This window comes from Idiomarina sp. HB (assembly GCF_048059115.1).
GTDB lineage: Bacteria > Pseudomonadota > Gammaproteobacteria > Enterobacterales > Alteromonadaceae > Idiomarina > Idiomarina abyssalis.
Genome location: NZ_JAYLVU010000001.1, coordinates 1,066,161 through 1,084,024, shown reverse-complemented (window position 1 = coordinate 1,084,024; position 17,864 = coordinate 1,066,161). Strand labels below are relative to the sequence as shown.

Genomic DNA, 17,864 nt, shown 5'->3' with positions numbered 1-17,864 from the left:
AACAGTGACCCATGAGTGATTACAAACACACCTTAAACTTGCCAGACACAGCGTTCCCTATGCGCGGTAACCTGGCTCAGCGCGAGCCAAAAATGCTGGAGCAGTGGTATGAGGCTGACCTGTACGGTCAAATTCGTCAAGCTAAAGCGGGCAAGCCTAAATTTATTCTGCACGACGGCCCTCCGTATGCGAACGGGCAAATTCACATTGGTCACGCCGTAAATAAAATTTTAAAAGACGTTATTGTTAAGGCAAAAACCTTAAGCGGCTTTGATGCGCCTTATGTACCGGGCTGGGACTGCCATGGTCTGCCCATTGAGTTGCAGGTAGAAAAAAAGCACGGTAAGCCGGGTAAAAAATTAAACCTGGCAGAATTTCGTGAAAAATGTCGCGAATATGCCATGACCCAAATTGATCAGCAACGCACAGACTTTAAACGTCTGGGCGTTTTAGGTGACTGGGATAACCCTTACCTGACCATGAATTTTAAGCAGGAAGCGGACAGTGTTAGGGCTTTGGCAAAAATCATTGATAATGGTCATTTGCACCAGGGCTTTAAGCCGGTTCACTGGTGTACAGACTGTGGCTCAGCGCTGGCTGAAGCGGAAGTTGAATATCAGGACAAAAACTCACCGGCTATTGATGTGCGTTTACCGGTTGCAGCAACGGCGGAAACCGTCGAACGTTTCAGCACGCCGGAAGGGCATGTCGGTGAAGGCGATGTCAGCATGGTTATCTGGACCACGACTCCGTGGACCATTCCTGCTAACCGCGCTGTTACTCTGGCAGAAGGGCTTGAGTATACGTTAGTGCAGATTGAAGCCGGCGATGACCAGCCTGCAGAGCGAGTAATTCTTGCCGATGATTTGGTTAAAGACTGCATGGAACGCTGGAACATTACCCACTACCACAAGCTGGGTTTCTGCAAAGGTAAAGACTTAGAAGGTCTGCAGCTACAGCATCCGTTGTTTGAATTGCAGGTGCCGGTAATACTGGGCGACCACGTAACCACTGAAAGTGGTACCGGTTGTGTGCATACAGCGCCAGGGCATGGTGTCGATGACTTTCTGGTAGGCCAACGTTACGGTATTGAAGTTTATAACCCGGTTGGTGATAACGGTGTGTACAAAGACGATACGCCACTGTTTGCCGGGCAGCATGTATTTAAAGCAAACGAGCCTATTGTCGACAAGCTCCGTGAGGTCGGTAACTTGATGCATGCAGAAAGCTACCGTCACTCATACCCGCATTGCTGGCGCCACAAAACGCCAATTATTTTCCGTGCAACGCCGCAATGGTTTATCAGCATGGACAAGAAAGGTTTGCGTGCCGGTGCGTTAGATCAAATCAAAAAAGTGGGCTGGTTCCCTGAGTGGGGACAAAGCCGCATTGAATCTATGGTAGAAGGGCGCCCGGACTGGTGTATTTCACGTCAACGCACCTGGGGTAACCCCATTGCTATTTTCGTCAATCGCGAGACCGATGAGCTTCATCCAAACACGCTGGAGCTGATGGAAAAGGTCGCTCAGCTTATTGAAAAAGACGGTGTTCAGGCGTGGTTTGATTTAGAGCCGGAAACGCTGCTGGGCGATGAAGCTGACAAATATCGCAAAGTAACCGACACGTTAGATGTCTGGTTTGACTCGGGTGTTACGCATCACTGCGTATTGCGTGAATTTGATGGCCTGCGCTGGCCCGCTGACTTATATTTAGAAGGTTCGGATCAACACAGGGGCTGGTTCCAGAGCTCGTTGGTCACTGGTGTGGCTATGTATAACGAAGCGCCGTACCATCAGGTTCTGACTCACGGCTTTACTGTGGATGCACAGGGTCGCAAGATGTCGAAGTCTATCGGGAACGTAGTTGCTCCGCAGGACGTGATGAATAAGCTGGGTGGCGATATTCTGCGCTTATGGGTTGCATCAGCAGATTATTCCGGCGAAATGACGGTTTCTGATGAAATCCTTAAACGCTCTGCGGATGCGTATCGTCGCATTCGTAATACGTCGCGCTTTTTATTAGCGAACTTAACCGGTTTTGACCCTAAAACGGACTTAGTTGCCAGAGAAGATATGGTTGAACTGGACCGCTGGATTGTGGGTCGGGCCGCGGACTTGCAGAAAGAACTGCTGGAAGCCTACGACAACTATCAGTTCCATAGCGTTGTGCAGAAGCTTATGCATTTTTGCTCAATTGAACTGGGTAGTTTCTATCTGGACATCATTAAAGACCGTCAGTACACCGCAAAGTCGGAAGGACTGGCTCGTCGTTCTTGCCAGACAGCGCTGTATCATATTGCTGAGGCACTGGTGCGCTGGATGGCGCCAATTTGTAGCTTTACTGCTCAGGAAATTTGGGACTTGCTGCCGAACGAGCGCAGTCAGTATGTCTTTACCGAAAACTGGTATCAGGGTTTTGATGAATTTGCCGGTGTGAAAGACGATGAAAACGCCTTCTGGATGCAGTTGCTGGAAATTCGTGACGTGGTTAATCAGGCACTGGAGCAGTCACGCCGTAACGATGTTATTGGTGGTTCATTGCAGGCCGAAGTGACCTTGTATGCTGATGATAAGCTGGCGACCTCTCTGAACCGTTTAGGTGAAGAACTGCGTTTTGCACTGTTGACATCAGAAGCGCAAGTGGCCTCTATTAATGATGCACCTGCCGAAGCAGTTAAAGCTGAAAAGATGGCGTTGGCGGTTAGTGTGACGAAATCTGAATACAAGAAGTGCGAGCGCTGCTGGCATCATCGCAAAGAGGTTGGCACATTAGAGAGCCATGCCGATTTATGCCAGCGTTGTGTGACTAATATTGAAGGTGAAGGTGAGGAGCGTCGTTTTGCCTGATTTTGCTAACCAGACTAACCGTGCAACCGGGCTACGTTTTTTGTGGCTAACCTTGTTGCTGGTGGTTGTTGATCAAATTACGAAGATTTGGGTTGCAGGTGAATTTGAGCTTTACGAAAGCCGGGTTGTTATTGAAGGCTTATTTAACTTCACCTACGTGCACAACTATGGTGCCGCATTTAGCTTTTTAAGTGACGGTGGTGGTTGGCAGCGTTGGTTCTTCACCGTTATCGCTATTGCTATTAGTGCTGTTTTGCTTATCTGGATGCGTCGTAACCCGGTAGGCTTGTGGCGCCAGAACCTGGCCTTTTCGCTGATTCTGGCAGGGGCTATTGGTAATGTAGCTGACCGTTTAATGTACGGCTATGTCATCGACTTTTTTGATGTGCACTATCAGGGGTGGCATTGGCCGGCCTTTAACGTAGCGGACATGGCTATTACTATTGGTGCTGCACTCATGTTGCTGGAAGCTTTTTTTGATAACCGTCGGGATAAAGCTGAAGACGGTCACAAGCAGTAAGGAGTTTCGTTTGAGTCGTTTACCTATTGAGCACGGACGTGAAGTGGTTATGCACTTCACCATTAAACTTGCCGATGGTTCGGTTGCGGACAGCACCAAAATGTCTGGCAAGCCAGCGAAGTTTCGTATGGGCGATGGCAGCCTGACGGAAAACTTTGAAGCTTGTCTGGTAGGCCTGCGTGAAGGCGCCGAGCGTGAATTCACATTAGAGCCCAAAGACGCTTTTGGCGAACCCAACCCGGACAACTACTACTATGTCGACTCGGCAAAGTTTAGCGACGAAACAAAACCGGAAGTTGGCGCTATTTTGGCGTTTACTCAACCTGATGGTACCGATTTACCGGGAATTGTTCGTAAAATTGAAGGTCCAACAGTGACCATCGATTTTAATCATCCGTTAGCCGGACAAACGGTGATTTTTGAAGTAGAAATTATCAGCGTTGAGCCGTGACTGGTTAAACAAGCGGGCTGAGCGCAGGAGGAAATGATGCAGATTTTGTTGGCGAACCCACGTGGCTTTTGTGCCGGAGTTGATCGCGCTATTACTATCGTCGAGCGGGCCCTGGAAATATTCGAGCCGCCGATTTATGTGCGTCACGAAGTGGTTCACAACAAGTATGTCGTCAGCAAGCTGCGCGATGCCGGTGCGGTATTTGTGGAAGAGTTGCACGAAGTGCCGGACGACCAAATCGTTATTTTTAGCGCTCATGGCGTTTCTCAGGCGGTCAGACAAGAAGCCAAAGATCGCGGTTTGAGGGTGTTTGATGCCACATGTCCATTGGTAACCAAGGTTCATATGGAAGTGACGCGTGCCAGTCGAAAGGGACATGAATGTGTACTCATTGGCCATGCGGGACACCCGGAAGTTGAAGGCACCATGGGTCAGTATAAGAACGCCGATGGTGGTATCTACTTAGTTGAGTCGCCTGAAGACGTGAATAAACTGGAAGTGAAAGACTCGAAAAACCTCCATTATATGAGTCAGACAACCTTGTCGGTTGATGACACCGCCGATGTTATTGAGGCTTTGCGTCAGAAGTTTCCTGACATTAATGGTCCACGTAAGGACGACATCTGCTACGCCACCCAAAACAGGCAGGATGCGGTGCGTGAATTAGCCAGTGATGCCGATGTTATGTTAGTTGTGGGCGCACGCAATAGCTCAAACTCAAACCGCTTACGCGAGCTTTCAGAGAAAATGGGAACTCCGGCTTATCTAATTGATGATGCCAGTTGCATCGACAAAGCCTGGTTAGAAGGTCACGATAAAGTTGCGGTAACCGCTGGCGCTTCTGCACCAGAAGTGTTGGTGAAAGAGGTTATTGCTAAACTGCAGGAATGGGGTGGTAAGACCGCCATTGAACTCAGTGGCCGTGAGGAAAATATCACTTTCTCAATTCCCCCAGAGCTAAGACCGCACCCGGTAGCGTAGCGCTAATATCTAGCGCACGAGCGATGCGTTTTAACGTGTTGCTCCTTCTCACTTTTTCACATGCAAGCAATTGGGAAGTCTTTGCAAAGCTGATATTCAAGTTATTGCTAATTTTATCGAGACAGCCAGACTTTCAATAAATACCTATTTTTTTCTCCCCAGGTTATTTCAACACCCATAGAAGCGTTGTTTTCGTCTATTGAATTAACCTCTGAATGGATAATAAAACCGTTCGAAATGACTTCAGGTGATGGGGAAGAGCCATTTATCCAGTCAATATGGGTGTCTTGTATATAGCGATTCAAAACTTCGACGGCCCGGGCTTTGCGCTTTGCTTTTTCAATAGCGCCTAACCCAATTTGGAGCAGCTGCTGACTACTGACAGCCCAAATAGCGACTATTGCAGAAGCAACCAAGGTTTCGGTCAGGGAAAAACCTTTACTTTTGTGCTGACTCATAATGCTGTTTCTGTCGGTTAAAATCGGCTTCTAACTGGCCAGAAAGTACTTGCCACTGATGCTCTTGCTGAGCTTCCAGCATTTGCGCGTAGAAAAACAGGGCGGCGACGCTTGCGGAGCTTAGACTAATGAGTGTTACTAAGGTGAGTATTAACGCGAATCCTTTCGCTTGCATTGTGAACATCCTTCTCTGTGGTTAAAAGCAAAGGGCTAAGAAAATATTGTTATGCTTCGTTTAAACGGTTGCTCTTGCACGCCGTTTTTAGTGACCCGTGAAATAATCAGTGTAATAAACAGCTTTGAGGCGCCGTCAGACACTGACGGAACACTGGTTTCAACCATTAACTCCTGAACCTCAAACTGTGTTTTGTCGGTCAGTGACTGCCAACCATACCCTGAACAGTCCAGTGTCATAGGGTTATGCTGTAACTGGGAGTTCCTGACCCGAAAGCCAACCGACCCGCCGCTTTGGGTAGGGAAAATAAAGCAATTGCTTTGTGGATTTTGCACACTGCTCGCGATTGTCTGATTCAGGCTTTCAAAGAACTGATAAGAAACGGCTTGCCCACCCAGAATAAATTGTGCACTCGACACCGCACGAAACTGAGCGCCCTTTTGCCACTGCATTATTTGCTGAGTGGTGATCACAATAATAGAACCAAGTGCAGCAGCAATGAGTACTTCAACCAAGCTATAGCCATTACTTTTACTAACTAGCATAAGGAGATTCCGGGCAATGACGAGCCAAGGCTAACGCAAGAGCGAATGCGACCTTTGCTGCTTATAATTACTTTTATCATGCTGTCACCGCTTACAATCCGGACATGCCCAGGTACAGCCGCACCGGAGTTACCGTAGAACTTGAGTGGACTTGCTGCGCTGTACGTCGATTCTGTCATTGCTTTAAAAACACTGGAGCGAGCGTCAATAGGTACCAATTCAGCAACTATTGAGCGCTGTTCCTTCTGTGCCTTTGCTTTTACTTGATGCAAATACAACAACCAGCGATTACTGGCCTGCTGCAACAGTAAGGTCTCCATTTGTTGACTCAATAACGGCATTGATAACGCACCTAAGCCAGCGCTAATTGTCAGTGCAATAAGCATTTCAACGAGGGAATAACCACGCACGGTAATAACCTTTTTGTTAAAGAGCAGAGAGTGTAGCTGCCAGACGATAAATATCTGTAGGCCAAAACGTATCAACGAGTCAGAAAATATTTAAAAAGCTGGCTCGATTCTTGAATGAAGCACCGCAGGTTCAACTTTTTGACGCAACAGGAAGACGTATGGCGGGCGGTGCCGAAAAGTTAGTAGGTTTAAGAAATTTCACGCAGAACAACGCGCATCTGATTAAAGGATTCGGAACGCCTGTGGCCATTATGGCCATTCTGGCGATGGTAGTTCTGCCAATTCCGGCCATGGTGCTGGATATTCTGTTCTCGTTTTCAATTACCTTGTCGCTGGTAGTTATGCTGGTGGCGGTTTATACCCAACGTCCGCTAGATTTCGCTGCGTTTCCGACGGTATTGCTTATTGCTACGGTCTTACGGTTAAGCCTTAACGTTGCCTCAACCCGTATTGTTTTGCTGGAAGGTCATAACGGCCCCGGCGCGGCGGGCTCAGTGATTGAAGCCTTCGGTAGCGTGGTCATAGGCGGTAACTACACCGTTGGTCTGGTGGTGTTTGCCATTCTGGTTATTATTAACTTTGTGGTTATCACCAAAGGTGCCGGCCGTATTTCAGAAGTTACTGCCCGTTTTACCCTTGATGCCATGCCGGGTAAACAGATGGCTATTGATGCCGACCTGAACGCGGGTTTAATCAATCAGGAAGAAGCCAAAGCCCGACGCAGTGACGTAACCCGTGAAGCCGATTTCTACGGCTCTATGGACGGTGCCAGTAAGTTCGTAAAAGGGGACGCCATAGCCGGTATCCTTATTCTCTTTATTAACATTATCGGCGGCCTGCTCATTGGTATGATCCAGTACGGCCTGACCTTTAATGAGGCCGTGGAAGTTTATACCCTGTTGACCATTGGTGACGGCCTGGTCGCGCAAATCCCCTCTTTATTACTGTCGGTTGCTACCGCCATTATCATTACTCGCGAAAATGACAGTAAAGACATGGGTGATGCCGTTGTACTGCAACTGCTTGATAACCCCAAGGTTTTGGTCATTACCAGTGCGGTACTCTTTGCTATGGGTGTTATCCCGGGTATGCCACATCTGGCGTTCTTGAGTATGTCAGCGGTACTAGCCGGTGCAGCGTACTTTAAGCTTAAAAAGTCAAAAGTCGAAGAAGGCGAGCTGGTAGAGAAAGAACAGGAGCAGCAAGTCCAGCAGGCGCAGCAAAAAGAGCTTAGCTGGGACGATGTGCGCCATGTAGACACTATTGGTCTGGAAGTTGGCTATCGTTTAATTCCTTTGGTCGATAAGCAGCAGGGCGGCGAGCTCCTGTCACGCATAAAAGGCGTGCGTAAGAAGCAGTCACAGGAATTTGGTTTCCTGGTGCCAGCTGTTCATATCAGAGACAACCTGGATTTAGGCCCTAACAGTTACCGAATTACCCTAATGGGTGTGACTATGGGCGAAGCTGAAATTCGCCATGACTGGGAAATGGCGATTAACCCGGGTCAGGTTTTCGGCGAATTGGAAGGCGAAAAAACAACTGACCCTGCCTTTGGCCTGGATGCGGTCTGGATCCGTCCGGAACAACGAGAGCATGCGCAGACCCTGGGTTATACCGTGGTGGATGCGGCAACTGTGGTTGCAACACATTTAAGTCAAATAGTGACAAACCATGCGTCACAGCTACTGGGTCATGAAGAAGCACAAGAATTACTGGATCGTTTAGGTCGCACGCATCCTAAGCTGGTTGAAGGCCTGATTCCGGATCTGCTGTCATTGGGCAATTTTGTGAAAGTACTGCAAAACCTATTGGATGAAGGTATTGCGATTCGTGACATGCGCACCATTGTACAAACCCTGGTTGAGTATGCTGGGCGTAGTCAGGACCCAGAAGTATTAACGGCTGCGGTCAGAATCTCACTACGCCGTTTAATTGTTCAGGATATTGCTGAAGGGGCGGCTGAACTGCCTGTCATAACTTTGGCACCAGAGTTGGAACAGATGTTGCATCAGTCATTGCAAATGGCTGGTAATGACGGAAATCAGCAAGGCGCCGGAATCGAACCAGGTTTGGCCGAACGCCTGCAACAGTCATTACGCGAAGTGCATCAGCAGCAGGAAATGAATGGTGAACCTTCAGTACTGCTGACCTCCGGACTTCTGCGGTCAACCATGGCGCGATTTGCGCGTCACGCTACCGATGGTATGCGAGTGTTGTCCTATCAGGAAGTACCGGATGATAAACAAATTCGCATTGTCAGCTCAATTGGTGGACAACAAAACGGTGGTGAACAAACCGCCACACAAGAGTAACGGGAGTCGCTTGTGAAGATTAAACGCTTTTTTGCCGAAGATATGCGCCGTGGTTTGCAACAGGTTAAAGAAACCTTAGGTCCGGATGCTATTATCCTGTCCAATAAGAAAGTGAATGGTGGTATTGAGCTGGTTGCAGCCATTGACCCCGATGCGCAACAGGCACAGCCAATGGCTGAGCAGGCACCGAATGAGCCGGCCGCATCAAAGACACCGGAAGTACCGGCTGAATCTTTGCAGGAACTGTTACAGCGTCAGGCGCAGGCTGAACAGCCTGCGCAACGCACTGCTGAGCAAGAGGTTGCTGAGCCGGCCACACAACGGCCAGAGCCGAAACCAGAACCACAAGGCTTCGCGGATTCTCAGCTAAGCGACGATATTTTTCCTGAACAAGTAAACGCACCAGCAGCGGACGACTCCCAGGCCATTGCTGAACTGCGCTCTCAGGTAAACGGTATTCGTCAATTACTGGAGCATCAGTTAAGTGGCTTGATGAAGCAGGAAATGGATCGCGAAGAACCAACCCGTGCGATGCTGATGAATCGCTTGATGTCTATGGGCTTAAGTGAACGAGTTGCGGACCAGATTGCCTGTTTTATTCCCGAAGGTGGCTCAGACGATGAAGCCTGGGAACAGACCCTGCATTTATTAGAAGGTCAGTTGAATACCACGTCCGACGATATTTTGACACGCGGCGGTGCGGTTGCTTTAGTCGGCCCTACCGGCGTGGGTAAAACCACCACTATTGCGAAGCTGGCTGCTCGTTACGCTCAGCGCCATGGTGCGGATAAAGTGGCATTAATTACTACGGATACCTTCCGTATTGGTGCCAGTGAACAATTACAAACCTATGGTCGTATAATAGGGTGTCCGGTAAAAGTTGCTAAAAATGCGCAAGAGCTGGCAGATGCGTTACTTTCACTGCGCCAGAAGAGCTTAATTTTAATTGATACGGCCGGCATGGGCCAACGCGACAAGCGTTTGAGCGAGCAGTTAAGTCAGCTTATCCAGAATTCAAGACTGCGTATTCGCCCATATCTGGTACTTTCAGCGACATCACAGAATCAGGTATTGATGGATGCTGTTAAGCAGTTTAAAACCTTGCCTTTATCCGGTTGCATTTTTACCAAGCTGGACGAATGCTTAAGTTTAGGTGAGAGTATCAGCGTGGCTATTGAGCATGGCTTACCAGTAGGCTATTTAACCAATGGTCAGCAGGTTCCTGAAGACATTCGTGTTGCCGATGCGAACTTTATGGTAGCGGAGGCCGAGCGTTTGCTTGATAAAAGCATTTGTTCCTCAGTGTCAGACGTGCCAAAATCGTATTGGAATGCGGCGTTTTCTCGCTGAATGAGCCGAAGTAATATGAAGCTGTTGTCAATTTAGTCAGAAAAGAGATACGCCCGATGGATCAAGCAAGCGGTCTGCGAAGAATGAAACAATCAAAAGTAAAAGTTATTGCGGTAACCGGTGGTAAAGGTGGCGTGGGTAAAACCAATGTGTCGCTGAATATGGCTATTGCAATGGCAAAGCAGGGCAAACGAGTATTGGTGCTGGACGCCGACTTAGGCCTGGCTAACGTCGATGTGATGTTGGGTCTTCGTGTTGAGCGTAATCTCTCTCATGTGTTAAGCGGCCAGTGTGAACTGGAAGATATTCTGATAGAAGGCCCTGCGGGAATAAAAATTGTTCCGGCAACGTCTGGTACACGTTCGATGGTGGATCTCAGTGAATCTGAGCATGCCGGTTTAATTAGAGCGTTTAGCCAGTTACAGGGTAATTATGACGTGCTGATTGTGGATACTGCAGCTGGCATAGGTAACACCGTTGTCAGTTTTGCCCGAGCCTCACAGGACGTGCTAGTCGTAGTTTGCGATGAACCAACATCGATTACCGATGCTTATGCTCTTATTAAAGTATTGAGCCGTGAGCAGGGGCTTTTCAAATTCAAAGTAGTTGCCAATATGGTGCGCAATATGCGTGACGGGCAAGTACTGTTCAATAAGCTCACTAAGGTTACCGACCGGTTCTTAGATGTTGCGCTGGAGCTGGCAGCAATTATTCCTTTCGATGAAAACTTGCGTTTAGCCGTGCGGAAACAGCAATCCTTTGTCATGGCTTACCCTAAATCGCCGGCGTCATTAGCGATAAAAGCACTGGCTAAGAAGGCGCTGGACTGGCCCGTTCCGGCTCAAGCCGGAGGACATTTAGAATTTTTCCTTGAACAATTGATAACTTCTGCCGATAACGAGAGTAAGCGGGATGTTGCCAATGAATAAAGCTGCCGTTTATGCCGCCACCGCTGACAACCGGAATGCCATTATTGAGCAGCATACCGGACTGGTTAAGCGTATTGCCCACCACATGATGGCGAGACTACCCGCCAGCGTGCAAGTGGATGATTTAATACAGGCAGGCATGATTGGCTTACTAGAAGCTGCGCGTAACTTTGATAACAGCAAAGGTGCCAGCTTCGAAACTTTTGCCGGCATTCGCATTCGTGGTGCAATGCTGGACGAAATTCGTCGCGGCGATTGGGCCCCTCGCTCAGTACACCGTAACCACAGACGTGTGCTGGAAGCCATTCGCCAGGTTGAAAACGAGACCGGGCGGGACGCAAAAGATACAGAAGTAGCCGCAAAACTGAATATGGGTATGGATGAATACCACCATATTTTGCGGGATGTGAGTTCAGGACGAATTGTTGGAATTGAAGATCTTGGCGTGTCAGAAGATGCGTTAATGCCAGAGCAGGTCACAGGTTCAGCTTATGAGCCACAACGAGATGTTGAGAACGCTGCGTTTCATAAAGCATTGGTTTCGACAATTTCATCGTTACCAGAACGTGAAGCCTTGGTGCTTTCGTTGTATTATGACGAAGAATTGAATTTAAAAGAGATAGGTGAAGTGCTGAGCGTGAGTGAATCACGTGTCAGTCAGATTCACAGTCAGGCAATGTTGCGGCTGAAGTCGCGAATGCAAAATTGGGTTGAATAAACTTTGGTGGTAATCGAGAGCCTCAGTGGAGGGTGCTTTGGATAAAAATATGAAAATTCTTGTTGTGGATGACTTTTCTACAATGAGACGAATCATTAAGAATTTACTTCGTGATCTTGGCTTTACCAATATTCAGGAAGCTGATGACGGTAATACGGCTTTACCCATGTTGCAGAACGGTGATTTCGACTTTGTCGTAACCGATTGGAACATGCCCGGTATGCAGGGAATTGACTTGCTACGTGAAATTCGCAAGGACGATAACCTGGCGCATTTACCGGTATTGATGGTAACGGCCGAAGCTAAGCGTGAGCAAATCATCATGGCCGCACAAGCGGGGGTTAATGGTTACATCGTAAAACCGTTTACAGCCGTAACGTTGAAAGAAAAGCTCGACAAGATTTTCGAACGTATTAGCTAAAGGGCGAATGACTATGTCTGATAACGCCCATGATATTTCTCTGGAGCAAGCCAAGGAACTCGTAGCCTTGCTTGAAGACGGGAAGCAGCAGCAGGCAAATCAATTACTGGAAGACGTTTACAACCGTCGTAACGACAAGTTGTTTACCTCTGTCGGCCAGTTAACACGCGACCTCCACGAAGCACTTCAGGACTTTCAGGTAGACCCTCGCATTGTGCAAATGACACAAGATGATCTTCCTGATGCGCAAAACCGTTTGTTGTATGTCATTGAGAAAACCGAAGACGCAGCCAATAGAACAATGGATGCGGTAGAGGCTTGCCTGCCGTTAGCAGATGAGATGCATCAGCGTGTAGAGAAGGTCATGCCGGCCTGGAACAGGCTGATGAGTAACGATATTGAGTTAAATGAATTCAAGTCTTTATGCCATCAGGTCGATGACGTACTTAAGCGCTGTGGTGAAAACATGCCACAAGTGCATGGGTTGATGACTGAAGTATTGATGGCTCAGGACTTTCAGGATATTACCGGGCAAGTCATTCGCCGGGTTATTCAGTTAGTTGAAGACGTTGAAAAGAACTTAATTGAGCTACTCAAAATATTCGGTAAAGAAGAAGAGCGCCGTAAGGCAGCAACCTCAACGCCTGATAAGAAAAATGCAGGTGTTGCGGAAGGCCCTATTATAGATGCTGATCAACGCGATGACGTGGTTGGCGGACAAGACGAAGTGGACGATTTGCTGTCCAGTTTAGGTTTCTAGGAGCATCAGTCGCATGAGCTTTGATATGGACGAAGACATTCTGCAGGACTTTTTGATCGAGGCGGGAGAGATCCTCGAGCAATTGTCTGAACAGCTGGTTGAACTGGAAAATGATCCAGAAAATAAAGACCTGCTGAATGCTATTTTCCGTGGTTTTCATACCGTGAAAGGTGGTGCCGGGTTTTTGTCGCTGGGCGCACTCGTTGATACCTGCCACGGTGCGGAAAATGTGTTCGATACCCTGCGTAATGGCCAACGTACCGTCACCTCCGACTTGATGGATGTTATTCTACAGTCGCTGGATACCATTAATGCTCAATTTGCACAGGTTCGGGCTAAAGAAGAGCCCGAAGCTGCATCACCTGAATTACTGGAACTTCTGCATAAGTTGAGCCAGCCGGAATCGGAAGATGAAGAGCCGGTTAAAGCGCCGGAACCAGAACCCGAACCAGAGTCCGAGCCCGAGGTAGCTGACGCGAGTAGCGGCGAAAGTATTGATGAAATTCAGGACGACGAATTTGAAGCTTTACTGGATGAACTGCATGGTGAAGGTAAAGGACCGGGCAAGAAAGAAGAAGCTAAAGCTTCCGCTGCTGAGTCGGCACCGGGCGATGACAACGATGAAATAACAGACGATGAGTTTGAATCGTTGCTGGATGAATTGCACGGCAGTGGTAAGGCTCCTCAGAGTGCTGAAAAAACACAAGAGAAGCAAAAAGAGCCAGCAAAAGATGACGAAATAACAGATGACGAGTTTGAGTCGCTGTTAGATGAACTCCATGGCAGTGGTAAAGCGCCGACGCCTAAAGGAGATAAGCCAGCAGAAAAAGCCGCTGAGAAGAAACCTGAGCCAAAACCGCAAGCTAAACCTCAACCTAAGCCTGCAGCTAAACCAGAGCCGAAAGCAGCTGCGGCCAAAGCGGAAGATAAACCTGCGGCAGCAAAAGCCGTGGATAAAAAGCCAGCGGCGCCGGCACCAGCTCAGGCTGAAACCACAGTCCGGGTTGATACCAAACGTTTAGATGAAATTATGAATATGGTCGGTGAGCTGGTTTTAGTCCGGAATCGTCTATTAAGCCTGAGTAACTCAGATGAATCAGACAGTGACGAGATGGGTAAAGCCATTTCTAATCTGGATGTTGTAACTGGCGACTTGCAAGGCGCGGTTATGAAAACCCGTATGCAGCCTATTAAGAAAGTTTTTGGGCGTTTCCCTCGGGTTGTCAGGGACTTAGCGCGCAGCCTTAAGAAAGAAATTAACCTTGAGATGTACGGTGAAGATACCGACCTGGATAAAAACCTGGTAGAAGCACTGGCCGATCCTTTGGTGCATTTGGTTCGTAACTCTGTTGACCACGGTATTGAAATGCCGGACGTGCGCGAAGCTAATGGTAAACCGCGTGCGGGGACGGTAACGCTGTCGGCGTCTCAGGAAGGCGACCATATTATGCTGTCGATTAAAGACGACGGTGCAGGTATGGATGCGGAAAAGCTTAAGGGCATTGCTATCAGCAAAGGTATTCTCGATACCGACGCCGCTGCGCGTCTGAGTGACGAAGATGCTTATAATCTGATTTTTGCCGCTGGCTTTTCGACCAAAGAAGAAGTTTCAGACATATCCGGCCGCGGTGTCGGGATGGATGTGGTTAAAACCAAAATTAGTCAGCTTAACGGTAGTGTCAAAATTCAGTCTGAGCTGGGTAAGGGCACGGAGCTTTTAATTAAAGTTCCACTGACTCTGGCGATACTGCCTACCTTAATGGTTGCGGTAAAAGAGCAGACATTTGCTCTGCCACTGGCTGTGGTAAGCGAAATTATCGATCTGGATATGAAGCGTACCAATACCGTTGATGGTCAATTAACACTGATTGTACGTGACCGTGCTATTCCGCTGTTTTTCTTAGAGCATTGGTTGGTTCGTAATCCGGATCGTTCAAGCCGTAATGAGAAAGGCCATGTCGTGGTTGTGCAAATTGGCAACCAACAGGTTGGTTTCGTCGTCAACGCATTGATTGGTCAGGAAGAAGTGGTCATAAAACCATTAGATAAGCTATTGCAGGGTACACCGGGTATGGCTGGAGCAACTATCACCAGTGATGGCGGTATTGCTTTGATTGTTGATGTACCAAGTATGCTTAAGTATTACGCAAAACGATAACGGGACACACCGTTCATGACTGTAAAAGTTCTCGTGGTAGATGACTCGGCGTTTTTCCGCCGCCGGGTGACTGAGATTTTAGAAGACAATGCCAACATTAAAGTGATTGGTAGTGCCAATAACGGAGAAGAAGCGGTTTCACAAAGTCGCGTGCTTAAGCCGGATGTCATTACCATGGACATTGAAATGCCGGTAATGAACGGTATTGATGCTGTGAAAGCCATAATGAGCAGCAACCCTTGCCCTATTTTGATGTTTAGCTCGCTGACTCATGAAGGCGCTACAGCTACGTTAAACGCGTTAGAAGCGGGCGCCGCTGACTTCCTGCCAAAGAAATTTGAAGACATTGCACGGAATCGCGATGAAGCAGTGAAAACGCTGCAGGATCGCGTACTGGCAATTGCCCGGCAACCTGTTAGCCGCACGCCTGCCAGACCCTCACCGGCACCGGCAGTAAAGAAACCAGCAGAACGCCCGGATGAGCCAAAGACCGCGCTTGAGCGTATTCGTCAGCGCAACCAGGAATTACAGAGCCAGCGTGAAAGTGATGCCCGCACCGCAAAGTCTGCAGGGTCACTAACAACGAACCGGGCGTATCAGATTTTGGCAATAGGAACGTCTACTGGAGGCCCTGTCGCGCTGCAGAAAATACTGACTCAGCTACCGGCTAATTTCCCTTATCCAATTGTAATGGTTCAGCATATGCCGGCAGCGTTCACAAAAGCTTTTGCACAGCGTCTGAATGGTTTGTGTCAGGTTAATGTGAAGGAAGCAGAGGACGGCGACGTGCTCAGAGCCGGGACAGCGTATTTAGCGCCGGGCGGAAAACAACTTATGGTCGAAGGCAGGCCGGGTAGTGCACGTTTAAGGGTAAAAGACGATACCAGTGGACGCATTACTTATAAGCCGAGCGTGGATTTAACCTTTGCAAGCTTATCAAAGACCTATATGGGTAAAGTGCTTGGTGTCATTTTAACCGGTATGGGAGCCGATGGTCGTGATGGCTCTCGTATGCTGAAAGATCAAGGAGCCACGATATGGGCCCAAGATCAGGCCAGCTGTGTTGTCTATGGTATGCCGCAGGCTGTTGCGCAAGCGGGAATTTCAACTCGCAGTATTAGCCTGGATGACATGGCCAGGATGATTATGAAAGAAGTCGGTTACAGCGGCTTATAGCGGGATGAGTGAATGATCGTATGGACGGTAGCTAATCAAAAAGGCGGGGTCGGCAAGACCACGACAGCTGTTGCTTTGGCTGGACTTTTGGCTGAGCAGGGTAAGCGGGTTCTTTGTATTGATACTGATCCTCACGCATCATTAACTTACTATTTTGGCATTGACTCGGAAGAGCTTGAGTCCAGTGCTTTTGATGTCTTTAGCGCCGGTAAGAACATAACGGCTGAGCTAATGCGTCGCAGTATTTTGCCAACCGAGTTTAACAACCTGAGTGTTATGCCGGCGACTATGGCATTAGCAACGCTGGATAGAAAGCTGGGGACTCAGGACGGTATGGGGTTAGTACTTAAGCGCGGCCTGGCGATGATAGCCGATGACTTCGATTATGTCCTGATTGATGTACCGCCGGTATTGGGGGTTCTTATGGTGAATGCGCTTGCCTGTTGCCGCCGAGTTCTAATTCCGGTGCAGACAGAGTTTTTGGCCTTGAAAGGCCTTGACCGCATGATGCGAACCCTGACACTCATCCATAAGTCGCGGGGCGAGAATTACGCTTATACCATTATCCCGACACTTTACGACAAACGAACCAATGCATCGCTGCAAACTTATAAAAAACTGATTGCCCGTTATGGACGTTCGGTCTGGAATGGCATGATTCCAATAGATACTAAATTTCGGGATGCATCTAACGAGCAACAACCTCCTTCAGTTTATGCGCCTAAGGCGCGGGGAGTTTTGGCTTATCAATCCTTGTTGACCAATTTACAGCAGTTGGATGTACGTTGATTTATGAACATGAAACGCGATAACAGTGAAGCGGCAATGGCCGAATACCTCGACGCTTTATTGCTCGAGGAAGAAACGGTTGAGTTCGATAACGAGCCGGTAAAGCGACTGCTTGCACAGGCCGCGCCGAAAATTCAGGCGGTATCTGAGAAAGAAACCGTTAGTCTGAATCGCGAACAGGATTTATTACCTTTAGTTTCTGTAAAAGCTGACGATATCTATACAGAGCCGGAAGTTGAAGTTTCCACGGAAGTGGATACCTCGACCGAAACAGTAACCGATGATTCATCGGCTGCTGAAATAGATAACGAAACAGACAACGAAACAGAAACTGAAGCGGAAGTTACTGAAGAACTGGATATACAGGCAGAGCCGCTCCCCGACGCGATGTCTGAGTACATGGAACACGATTTTCAGGCTCTGTTTTTTAAAGTAGCCGGACTGACACTGGCAGTACCATTGAAAAGTCTTGGCGGTATTCATCAATTGGGAAAAATTAGCCCGTTGATGGGTAAACCGAAATGGTTCCGCGGTATTATGACCGAACGAGACAACAAGCTTCAGGTGGTCGATACGGCTCGCTGGGTTATGCCAGAGAAATGCACGCCTGAGCTGGAAGAGAGTTTAGACTATCAGTATTTGATTACACTAAACGACAGCCCGTGGGGCTTGTTGTGTGAAGAGCTGGTCACCAGCGAACCTTTGCAGCCGCATTCAATTCAGTGGCGTAAAGAGACGAATAACAAGCGACCCTGGCTTGCCGGGGTTGTCCGTGACAGAATGTGTGCATTGCTCGATGTTAACGCATTGATTACACTTCTGGATAAAGGTCTGGGACATATCCAGCAAGATAAATAACGCATGG

At 48.3% G+C, this 17,864-nt stretch carries 18 protein-coding genes; 14 read left to right on the top strand and 4 right to left on the bottom strand.

The genetic code is table 11. The annotated features are described in order from the left end of the window. Positions 1–11 precede the first annotated feature (11 nt). Genes ileS through ispH form a run of 4 tightly spaced genes read left to right on the top strand, consistent with a single transcriptional unit; the run spans position 12 to position 4,798 of the window. A complete protein-coding gene (gene ileS, locus VBY75_RS05395) occupies positions 12–2,846 on the top strand; it encodes an isoleucine--tRNA ligase (RefSeq protein WP_416511390.1) in 2,835 nt (944 codons plus the stop codon). Next, on the top strand, positions 2,839–3,366 hold the full coding sequence (gene lspA / locus VBY75_RS05390; RefSeq protein ID WP_054486767.1) for a signal peptidase II: 528 nt from the start codon (positions 2,839–2,841) through the stop codon (positions 3,364–3,366). The genes ileS and lspA overlap by 8 nt, the downstream gene beginning before the upstream one ends. A 10-nt stretch (positions 3,367–3,376) precedes the next feature. Next, on the top strand, positions 3,377–3,817 hold the full coding sequence (fkpB, locus tag VBY75_RS05385; RefSeq protein ID WP_054486769.1) for an FKBP-type peptidyl-prolyl cis-trans isomerase: 441 nt from the start codon (positions 3,377–3,379) through the stop codon (positions 3,815–3,817). 36 nt (positions 3,818–3,853) lie between these two features. Then, positions 3,854–4,798, top strand: a complete 945-nt coding sequence (gene ispH / locus VBY75_RS05380; protein ID WP_416511484.1) for a 4-hydroxy-3-methylbut-2-enyl diphosphate reductase — start codon at positions 3,854–3,856, stop codon at positions 4,796–4,798. Positions 4,799–4,911: 113 nt separating this feature from the next. Here ispH and VBY75_RS05375 read toward each other — a convergent pair whose 3' ends face one another. From VBY75_RS05375 to VBY75_RS05360, 4 genes are read right to left on the bottom strand one after another with little or no spacing between them, the layout of a single operon-like run. After that, the gene (locus tag VBY75_RS05375; RefSeq protein ID WP_416511387.1) at positions 4,912–5,256 is read right to left on the bottom strand and encodes a PulJ/GspJ family protein; all 345 of its coding nucleotides are present in this window, start codon (positions 5,254–5,256) and stop codon (positions 4,912–4,914) included. After that, complete coding sequence (locus VBY75_RS05370; RefSeq protein ID WP_416511385.1) at positions 5,237–5,431, bottom strand: Type II secretion pathway-like protein; 195 nt, start codon at positions 5,429–5,431, stop codon at positions 5,237–5,239. Before VBY75_RS05370 ends, VBY75_RS05375 begins: the two co-directional genes overlap by 20 nt. A 35-nt stretch (positions 5,432–5,466) precedes the next feature. Further along, positions 5,467–5,976, bottom strand: coding sequence for a prepilin-type N-terminal cleavage/methylation domain-containing protein (locus VBY75_RS05365; RefSeq protein ID WP_054486777.1), 510 nt, complete (start codon positions 5,974–5,976; stop codon positions 5,467–5,469). Then, complete coding sequence (locus tag VBY75_RS05360) at positions 5,970–6,386, bottom strand: prepilin-type N-terminal cleavage/methylation domain-containing protein (RefSeq protein ID WP_416511383.1); 417 nt, start codon at positions 6,384–6,386, stop codon at positions 5,970–5,972. The genes VBY75_RS05365 and VBY75_RS05360 overlap by 7 nt, the downstream gene beginning before the upstream one ends. Before the next feature lie 158 nt (positions 6,387–6,544). Between VBY75_RS05360 and flhA the strand changes: the two genes are divergently transcribed. From flhA to VBY75_RS05310, 10 genes are read left to right on the top strand one after another with little or no spacing between them, the layout of a single operon-like run. Next, positions 6,545–8,698: a flagellar biosynthesis protein FlhA gene (gene flhA, locus VBY75_RS05355; protein WP_271331656.1), complete on the top strand. Its 2,154-nt coding sequence runs from the start codon at positions 6,545–6,547 to the stop codon at positions 8,696–8,698. A gap of 12 nt (positions 8,699–8,710) precedes the next feature. Continuing rightward, positions 8,711–10,048 (top strand): flagellar biosynthesis protein FlhF, encoded by a 1,338-nt coding sequence (gene flhF / locus VBY75_RS05350; RefSeq protein WP_271331600.1) that lies wholly within the window; start codon positions 8,711–8,713, stop codon positions 10,046–10,048. Between the two features lie 56 nt (positions 10,049–10,104). After that, a complete protein-coding gene (locus VBY75_RS05345; RefSeq protein ID WP_054486785.1) occupies positions 10,105–10,977 on the top strand; it encodes a MinD/ParA family protein in 873 nt (290 codons plus the stop codon). Continuing rightward, positions 10,970–11,695 carry an RNA polymerase sigma factor FliA gene (locus tag VBY75_RS05340; protein WP_054486787.1) on the top strand — a complete coding sequence of 242 codons (726 nt, stop codon included), beginning with the start codon at positions 10,970–10,972 and terminating at the stop codon, positions 11,693–11,695. The genes VBY75_RS05345 and VBY75_RS05340 overlap by 8 nt, the downstream gene beginning before the upstream one ends. Positions 11,696–11,732: 37 nt before the next feature. Next, complete coding sequence (cheY, locus tag VBY75_RS05335; protein WP_016341317.1) at positions 11,733–12,116, top strand: chemotaxis response regulator CheY; 384 nt, start codon at positions 11,733–11,735, stop codon at positions 12,114–12,116. A gap of 13 nt (positions 12,117–12,129) precedes the next feature. Then, a complete protein-coding gene (locus VBY75_RS05330) occupies positions 12,130–12,876 on the top strand; it encodes a protein phosphatase CheZ (RefSeq protein WP_054486789.1) in 747 nt (248 codons plus the stop codon). Between the two features lie 13 nt (positions 12,877–12,889). Beyond that, on the top strand, positions 12,890–15,034 hold the full coding sequence (locus VBY75_RS05325; RefSeq protein ID WP_054486790.1) for a chemotaxis protein CheA: 2,145 nt from the start codon (positions 12,890–12,892) through the stop codon (positions 15,032–15,034). Between the two features lie 15 nt (positions 15,035–15,049). Beyond that, positions 15,050–16,210: a protein-glutamate methylesterase/protein-glutamine glutaminase gene (locus tag VBY75_RS05320; RefSeq protein WP_054486792.1), complete on the top strand. Its 1,161-nt coding sequence runs from the start codon at positions 15,050–15,052 to the stop codon at positions 16,208–16,210. A gap of 12 nt (positions 16,211–16,222) precedes the next feature. Continuing rightward, positions 16,223–16,999, top strand: a complete 777-nt coding sequence (locus tag VBY75_RS05315) for a ParA family protein (RefSeq protein ID WP_054486795.1) — start codon at positions 16,223–16,225, stop codon at positions 16,997–16,999. A gap of 3 nt (positions 17,000–17,002) precedes the next feature. Beyond that, the gene (locus tag VBY75_RS05310; RefSeq protein ID WP_416511378.1) at positions 17,003–17,857 is read left to right on the top strand and encodes a chemotaxis protein CheW; all 855 of its coding nucleotides are present in this window, start codon (positions 17,003–17,005) and stop codon (positions 17,855–17,857) included. Positions 17,858–17,864: the final 7 nt, after the last annotated feature.